Origin of the sequence: Sneathiella sp. (genome assembly GCF_041689005.1) — a bacterium.
In the GTDB taxonomy this organism is placed as follows: Bacteria; Pseudomonadota; Alphaproteobacteria; order Sneathiellales; family Sneathiellaceae; genus Sneathiella.
Window position 1 is genome coordinate 1 of the sequence record NZ_JBDNHC010000096.1, and the last position, 8,248, is coordinate 8,248.

The following is an 8,248-nucleotide window of genomic DNA, read 5'->3' on the forward strand; positions in this document are numbered from 1 at the left end:
ACCCTGTTCGAGGCGGTGGTTCTCGTCGTCCTGGTCGTCATCCTGTTTTTGCAGTCCTGGCGGGCCTCTATCATTCCGATTATCGCTATTCCGATTTCCCTTATCGGGACGTTCAGCGTTCTCGCGGCGTTCGGCTACTCGCTGAATAATCTATCCCTGTTCGGGCTGGTTCTGGCGATTGGCATCGTAGTCGATGATGCAATTGTCGTTGTTGAGAATGTCGAGCGGAATTTGCGCCTTGGAATGTCACCGCGCGATGCGGCCCATGAAACCATGGACGAGGTCGGGGGTGCCCTGATTGCAATCGCGCTGGTACTCTCGGCGGTCTTTGTGCCGGCAGCACTCATCCCCGGCATCTCCGGTCAGTTCTTTCGCCAGTTCGCGGTCACTATTGCCGCGGCCACCTTGATATCCTGTTTCGTGTCCTTGACCCTTAGCCCGGCGCTCTGTGCGCTTCTCTTCAAGGCGCATAGCGACGAAAAATCGTGGAATCTGCTGGCGCGGCCATTTGTCGCCTTTTTTGGCGCCTTCAATAGCGGGTTTGACCGGCTGTCGAAGGGTTATGGTGGATTGACCCGTCGGCTCGCGCGAATGGTGGTTCTGGTGCTGATTGTCTATGGGGGCCTGCTCGGGCTTACTGTATGGCAGTTCGATCGCGCGCCGTCCGGATTCATTCCGCAGCAAGATCAGGGCTATCTCATCACGGTCGTGCAGCTGCCGCCGGGCGCGTCGCTCGAACGAACCGATGCGGTGATCCGGAAGGCGGCGAAGGCAATTCTCGACATTCCGGGTGTCGCCCATGCGGTGCCATTCGCGGGTCTGGACGGCGCGACCTTCACCAACGCCTCCAACGCCGGTGCAATTTTTTCCGCCCTTGAAGATTTTGCCACGCGCGAGAGTAAAGGCCTGACCCTTGAGCAGATTATCGGGCAGCACTACCAGAAGCTTGGTGCCATTCAGGAAGCGTTCTTCATTACCATCCCGCCGCCACCAGTGCGCGGTATCGGTAACGCGGGCGGGTTCAAGATGATTGTTCAGGATCAACGCGGGCGCGGGGCTCTGGCCCTTGAAGCAGCGGTGCAGCAACTGCTGACGGCATCGCGGCAAGCCCCCGAAGTCAGAAACATGTTTTCCCTCTTCAATACCAGGACGCCGAAGCTCTATGCAGACATAGACCGCGTGAAAGCCGAAATGCTGGGCGTTTCGACAAGCGACATTTTCCAGACGCTTGAGATTTATCTCGGCTCCTCCTTCGTCAATGAGTTCAATTATCTGGGCCGAACCTACCGGGTCACCGCTCAGGCCGACGGCAAATTCCGTCAGGACATTGGCTCCATTGCCAATATGAAGACGCGTAACGCGCAAGGCGAGATGGTGCCGATCGGATCCGTCGCCACATTCGAGGATCGTACGGGGGCCTACCGGGTGCCGCGCTACAATCTTTATCGTTCGGCGGAAGTTCAGGGAAGCGTTTCCCCCGGCTACTCGACGGGAGAGGGGCTGGCGGCGATGGAAAAAATGGCGCTGGAAAACCTGCCGGACGGCTTCGGCTTCGAATGGACCGAACTCGCGCTTCAGGAAAAGCTCGCCGGAGACAACGGCCTGTTGGTCTTTGTTGCGGCGGCGATCTTTGTATTCCTGCTCCTCGCTGCGCAATACGAGAGCTGGACCCTGCCACTCGCCGTGATCCTGATCGTGCCGATGTGTTTGCTGGCCGCGGTCAGCGGATTGCTGTTGCGGGGCATTGATGTGAATATTCTGGCGCAAGTGGGCTTTGTCGTGCTGGTCGGGCTGGCGGCCAAGAACGCTATTCTGATCGTCGAGTTCGCGCGTCAGGCCGAGATACAGGGCAAAAACCGGGTGGAGGCGGCGGGAGACGCTGCGCGTACGAGGTTGCGGCCGATTCTGATGACGTCCTTCGCCTTTATCCTTGGCGTCGTGCCGCTGGCGATCGCGACAGGCGCGGGTGCGGAAATGCGCCAAGCCCTCGGAACCTCAGTGTTTTTCGGGATGCTCGGCGTCACATTGTTCGGCCTTGTTTTTACGCCTGTCTTCTACGTCGGCACTCGCGGGCTGGGTGAACTCTGGGGCTATCGCAAAAGTAAATCGAGATGAGGAATTCGTCATATTAACTTCCTGCAAGCATAGAGAATGGCGCTTTTAGAGGCAAATGCCTAGGCTTAAAAATGCGGTAAGATGATGATCCGTAGCTGCGAGCTGATGCCTTTCTGCAAGTGCAGAGTTGAGGGGAATAACATCATCCCGATTATCGGTAGTGATATCTTCATCTACCCCCAACAAACTGGCTAGGGCCTTGCGGCTTAGATCAATTGCGATGAAGTCGGCGGACAGGCCAAATCTACGAATGAGTGCCTGCAAGATTACTGTTGATGTCCGGTATTTCCATCAATCAGCTTGTCTGCCAATTCATCTGCCTTGACTTTCAATCTTTGCAGCAGGGACGGGACGACGTTGGCAAAATCGAGCAAATCCATCAGCCTTTGCTGATCTTGAAGCAAAGTCCGAACAGGCCGGATAACTGTCACCCCCAATGTTCGAAACGCGTTGTGATAGGATCTCAGTTTATCGGTAATAATTTGCGTTGGCGCGAAACCTTGTTTCTTCAATAGTTTACGCATCGATTTCAAGGCAGCTTTGAGGTTGCGCTTTGATTGTACAAGCAAATCCGGGACTTCCCCTTCACTATAACGGCACGCCACAGAAAGTGTCGTTTCCCGTGCATAACGATGACCATTTCATTTAATTGCCAAATATCATTGGGAACTGGGTGGGAGGCTCTCAAGTTTCGAGCAATAGGTACTCCAAATTTCAGAAACCATCGTCGAACTGTTTCGTATGAAATATCTAACCCGCGTTCTGCTAGAAGATCTTCAACATCTCGATAGCTCAGTGTAAATCGGGCATACAGCCAAACAGCATGCTGTATGAGATGAGGCGGAAAGCGGTGCCGGGATTAGGAGAGATTTTAAGTCGATTGAGGTTAATTCAATGCCCGTTTCATTTCCACGAAGTTAAAGTGACAATTTGAAGGTGAGGTCTTGAAATAACGGAAAGGATTTATCATGAGATAACCGTAATTTCTATATTATCCAAGCTCAAGCATTTTCCTCTGACAATACCCTCAATGCTTATTCAAACAACGCCGCCTTCCTGCAAATTCTGTCTGTGATAACGGCAGCCGATGTCCTGTTATCAACACCCAGTTTCTGGAAGATCTGTTCGAGATGTTTGTTAACTGTACGGGAGCTGATAGTTAGGATGTCGCCGATGTCGCGGTTGGTTTTGCCGCGGGACAGCCAGATGAGGATCTCCGCTTCCCGCGCCGTGAGTGCGAAGGCCGTAATCAGGGCCTTCTTTGGATCCAGATCCGAGATCTTTTCGATGGAGAGTAATATCTCCTTCGGGGTACGAATGCCGAGCAGACTAATCTCGATAAGATCGTCTTTTCTTCCGAGATGAAAAGGCTGGGACTGTGAGAGCGGGGTTTTAACGAGCTCCAAAAGCCAGTCCAGCATTTTTGCGTTGGCCAGCTTGTTATCGTCATCAATGAACCGGGCGAGATGATCCATCAGCTTCTTTGCGTCCGGTGAGGCCCAGATTAGATTGCCCACCTGTGTCACCGCCATAACCGGTCGTCCGCCGGCATCCAGAGCATTCTGGGCGCTTTCAATCATCTTGGCATTGGTTAAATGTATCGTCAGCCGGGCAATCAGTTCATCGGGATTAACTGGTTTCGTCACGTAATCCACGCCGCCCACTTCCAGTCCTTTCAGGATATGCTCCGGCTCACTCAGGCCGGTCATGAAAATGATCGGCGCCTGGATCATGTCTGGACCTGATTTGAGGCGAGCGCAGGTCTCGAATCCGTCAAGACCGGGCATTACCGCGTCCATCAGAATCACATCCGGCTGAATTCTTTTGACGAGTTCAAGGGCGGTCTTCCCGTCCCGCGCGACCAGAACCGTCATCCCGGCTTCCTCAATGGCGGTTGCGACCATCGAGAGGGATTCCGGGCTATCGTCGACGACCAGAACGATTTGCCGACGATGGTCAAAGTCAGACAATATCATCAGGTGACGCCTCCAAATCTTTAATCAATCCCGGCAGATCAAATTCTGAAAGCCGCTGGCGAAGCGGTTGCAGGCCGGATTGCATGCTGGGCGCCTCCGTTTCCATTTGATCAAGGTGCGTGCGAATGGCAGAGGCGTTCCCGATTCTGGCCATGGAGATGATCCGGGCCCTGTCGCTTTCACGCAAAACGACTTTATTATGCTCAATCACCGGCCGATGGATATCCTTGGTCCAGTCGAGTTTCAGAAGCGTGCGTATTTGCTCCAGCAGATTGGAAAAGCTGACCGGTTTGGCAATGAAGGCATCGTGCAGAGCGTCCTCGGGTCCATTTTTCTTGTTTCTGCCTTCAAGTGCATGTGCAGACACCATGATAATGGGAGTTGCGTGATGAACACCGCGTCTTAGTTGCGCCGCAAACTCCCAACCTGATATATCCGGAAGATCGATATCTAGGAGAAACAGGTCGGGTTTCGACATGTTCAGCATTTCACGGGCAATCTCGAGACTGGAAGCGAGATATAATTTGAAACCGAGCGGCGCGAGAAGTGTCTCGATCAGTTTCAGATGATCCGTTTCGTCGTCGAGAACGAAAATGCTGCGCCGCCGTCCAGTATAGCCGGTGATGCGGGCTTCGGGCGTTTCCCGAGGCTGGTCTCTCCTGTAGACCGCGGGTAGCATCATTCGCAGATTAAATGTGCTTCCTTTTCCATATATACTCTGGACCCGTATTTCCCCGCCCATCATTTCTACCAGTAGTTTCGTAATAGTAAGGCCAAGGCCCGTGCCACGGACGGTCTTGACGCCGGCCCTCTCGAAGGGTTTCCAGATGGTATCAAGCTTGTTGGATGGTATGCCGATGCCAGTATCGCTCACCTCGAAATGGGCAACCTCGTTCCTGTAGGAGAGGATTAGCTTGACCTCGCCGACCTCGGTATAGCGAATGGCGTTGGACAGCAAATTCATCAGGATCTGCCGCAGCCTCTTTTCGTCAGTCGCAATCCAGGCGGGGAGTTTGGTGGCGACACGGTAGGTGAATGTCAAACTTTTTTCCGCCGCCTGCATTTCAAATATGCCGACTAATTGCGACATGAATAGTGCGAAATCGATACGATCGCGGTAGATCTCGATGCGTCCCGCCTCGATTTTGGAAATATCGAGCAGGCCCTCGATCAGCCCGGATAAATGCTCCGCCGAGCGGCGAATGACGGACACAGCTTCCTTCCGGTTGGGCGGCGTATTCGGATCCTTGTACAGGATTTGCGCATATCCGAAGATGGCGTTGAGGGGGGTGCGAAGTTCGTGGCTTAATCCCATCATGTAGCGGCTTTTTGCCTCACTGGCGGCCTCGGCCTTATCACGGGCGTCCTGCAACTCGGCATCTGTGCGCTGATGGGCGCGGACTTCCCGCATCAGGCGCTGGGATTGCAAATTTGATTCCTGCCATGCCGCGCCCTGGCTTTCATGAGCCAGGATAAACAACCAGACCGAGACACCGACAATGAAGAGCAATCCGGAAAAAATCAGGGTCAGGGTAATATCGAGTGACTCCGTTTGTGCTTGATTTCGGATGACCCACAGAAGTGCTCCGATCAGCCCTGCGATTACTGAAGTTACAATTGAAAACTGCGCCATGCGGGACTGTAATAACGCCACGATTTTTTCAGGAAAAATCCAGGTGAGGAAACTGTTGGTTTGCTGATCCAGTCGTGCAAATGGCTTGCAGGCATCGCGGCAGACCGAATCCAGCGAACAGCAAAGCGAACAGATCGGCCCTTCGTAAAAAGGGCAGTCCGCCATATCCTCCGCATCAAAGCGGTATTCGCAGATGCAGCAGGTATGGAGGCTTTCGGGCATATCCGCCGGCGTCCGGGCGATGTAATACCGTCCTTTCGTTGCATAGGTGATAAGCGGCGCGAGAAGCACGGCGGTGAAGAGGGCGATGAAGGAAGACAGGGACATCGCCGTGGGTCCGAAGGCTCCGGAATAAGCGAGAAACGAGACGATGCAGGCACCCCCCATAGAGCCGAGCCCCACCGGGTTTATGTCGTAGAGATACGCCCGGCGGAATTCGATATGGGGAGGGCTGAGACCTAAGGGCTTGTTGATCACTAGATCCGAAACGATAGTGCCGATCCAGGCCAGCGCGACATGGGAATAAAAGGCGAGCGTCGTTTCCAGAGCGCCGAAAACCCCAAGATTCATGAGCATGAGGGCAATGGCGACGTTGAACACCATCCAGACGACTCGTCCCGGATGGCTGTGGGTCAGCCGGGAAAAAAAATTCGACCAAGCAATCGATCCCGCATAAGCGTTGGTGACATTGATTTTGAGCTGGCTGAGGATGACGAAGGCGCCGGTGAGCGAGAGAACAAGGATAGGATTTTCAATGACCTGGCTAAAGGCGGCAAAATACATCTGCGTCGGGTCGCCTGCTTCATCGGTGGTGATGCCTTGTGAGATGGCGAAGGTCAGCAGATAGGAGCCCGCCAGCATTTTCGCGACCCCAAGGAGCGTCCACCCCGGCCCGGCACAGAGCATCGACATCCACCATTTTCTTTTTTCCTGCGCTGTTTTTGGTTCTGGCAGAAAGCGCAGAAAATCAACCTGCTCGCCGATCTGGGCGATAAGGGAAAAGACGACCCCTGACGCCGCACCCAGCATCATCAATGTCATGCCGCCCGCCTCGGTGGGACCGATGCCTTTGAACTCTTTCCAGCTGTGAATGTCATATCCGGCGGCGGCAAGTAGCGCAAAGGGCAGAATATGCAGAACTATCCAGAGGGGTTGGGTCCATGCTTGGAATTTCGATATTTTTGTGAATCCATGACTGACAAGGGGAATCACGACGAGAGCATTCAGGATATATCCGATACCGATGGGAATCCCAAAGCATAATTCCAGCGCAAAACTCAAAATAGCGGCTTCGAGAGCGAAGAAAATAAAGGTGAAGGAGGCATAGATGAGGGATGTAACAGTGGAGCCGATATAGCCAAACCCGGCTCCTCTGGTCAGAAGATCGATGTCAACGCCAAATTTGGCGGCGTAGTAGCTGATCGGGATGCCGGTCAGGAAGAGGACCGCCCCTACCAGCATAATCGCTGTTATCGCCGTATCGAAGCCATAGCGCAGGGTAATCGCGCCGCCGATTGCCTCCAGCGCTAGAAAAGAGATGGAGCCGAGAGCAGTGTTCGTGACACGTAAATAGGACCAGTGACGGGCACGACGAGCCGTAAACCTGAGCGCAAAATCTTCCAGGGTCTCATTCGCGACCCATTGATTATATCGCCGACGCTCTCTCATCACGCCAAAAATAGGTTTCATTGTTCGCTTCCCGTGGCCGCGGACAGTGCCATCATATGGTTACCGTTACATCCTCTGGAGCGTCATCTCCGGTTAACAAGCCTGTATTTTCGCCGGAAGTTTTATGCACTGTCAAAAGGCGTATGCACATACGTTAAACGACGTATGTTGCATTGCAACATTTTTCTTCAGTCTTTTGTGCAATGCAGCGATGACCGCTGTTGTTAGGGACTTAACAGGCAGGTTCAAAGGAGATCATAATGTCCGATACACCAAATAAACCCACCAAGCCGTTTGAAGCATCGCGCCGCGCCGTGCTGATGGGCGGAACGGCGATTGCCGCGACACTTTTCGCCCCGAAATTTCTACGGGCAGCCGATTTTCCGACGGCGGATGTGAATACGACAGGGCTGGCGGTTACCGATGATGAAGTAACAATTGGTATTCTTCATTCGATTACAGGCACCATGTCGATTTCCGAAACCGGTTCTGTTCAGGCTGAGAAACTGGCCATCGAGCAGATCAATGCGCAAGGCGGCATATTGGGCCGCAAAATCAAATATATTCAGGAGGATGGCGCGTCAGACTGGCCAACCTTTGCCGAAAAAGCGAAGAAACTGTTGGTGAACGACAAGGTGGCTTCTGTAATGGGCTGCTGGACCTCTGCGAGCCGCAAGGCCGTGCTACCCGTATTTGAGCAATATAACGGCTTTTTGTACTACCCGACCTTCTATGAAGGACTGGAGCAATCACCGAACGTGATTTACACCGGTCAGGAAGCAACGCAGCAGATCATTGCCGGTCTCAACTGGGTCGCCGAAACCAAAGGGGCCAAATCCTTCTATTTGCTGGGATC

General features: G+C 53.5%; 4 protein-coding genes and 1 pseudogene. 2 read left to right on the plus strand and 3 right to left on the minus strand.

Features of this window, described 5'->3' with window-relative positions; genetic code table 11:
- The coding region (locus ACESNI_RS11430; protein WP_373086788.1) for an efflux RND transporter permease subunit at positions 1-2,115 on the plus strand (2,115 nt) is incomplete at its 5' end.
- 428 nt (positions 2,116-2,543) lie between these two features.
- Here ACESNI_RS11430 and ACESNI_RS11435 read toward each other — a convergent pair.
- From ACESNI_RS11435 to ACESNI_RS11445, 3 genes and pseudogenes are all read right to left on the minus strand, one after another.
- Positions 2,544-2,947 (minus strand): annotated as a pseudogene (locus tag ACESNI_RS11435) (IS6 family transposase); the annotation flags it as partial.
- A gap of 202 nt (positions 2,948-3,149) precedes the next feature.
- A complete protein-coding gene (locus tag ACESNI_RS11440) occupies positions 3,150-4,091 on the minus strand; it encodes a response regulator (protein ID WP_373086789.1) in 942 nt (313 codons plus the stop codon).
- Positions 4,078-7,413, minus strand: coding sequence for an ATP-binding protein (locus tag ACESNI_RS11445; protein WP_373086791.1), 3,336 nt, complete (start codon positions 7,411-7,413; stop codon positions 4,078-4,080). The genes ACESNI_RS11440 and ACESNI_RS11445 overlap by 14 nt, the downstream gene beginning before the upstream one ends.
- Before the next feature lie 239 nt (positions 7,414-7,652).
- On the opposite strand from ACESNI_RS11445, the gene ACESNI_RS11450 reads away from it, so the two are divergent.
- Positions 7,653-8,248 (plus strand): transporter substrate-binding protein (locus tag ACESNI_RS11450; RefSeq protein WP_373086792.1); only part of this gene is annotated, 596 nt, incomplete at its 3' end.

Coding starts and splice junctions, on each gene's coding strand:
- ACESNI_RS11440 (WP_373086789.1), bottom strand. CDS start 4,091: ATGATATTGTCTGACTTTGACCATCGTCGGCAAATCGTTCTGGTCGTC.
- ACESNI_RS11445 (WP_373086791.1), bottom strand. CDS start 7,413: ATGAAACCTATTTTTGGCGTGATGAGAGAGCGTCGGCGATATAATCAA.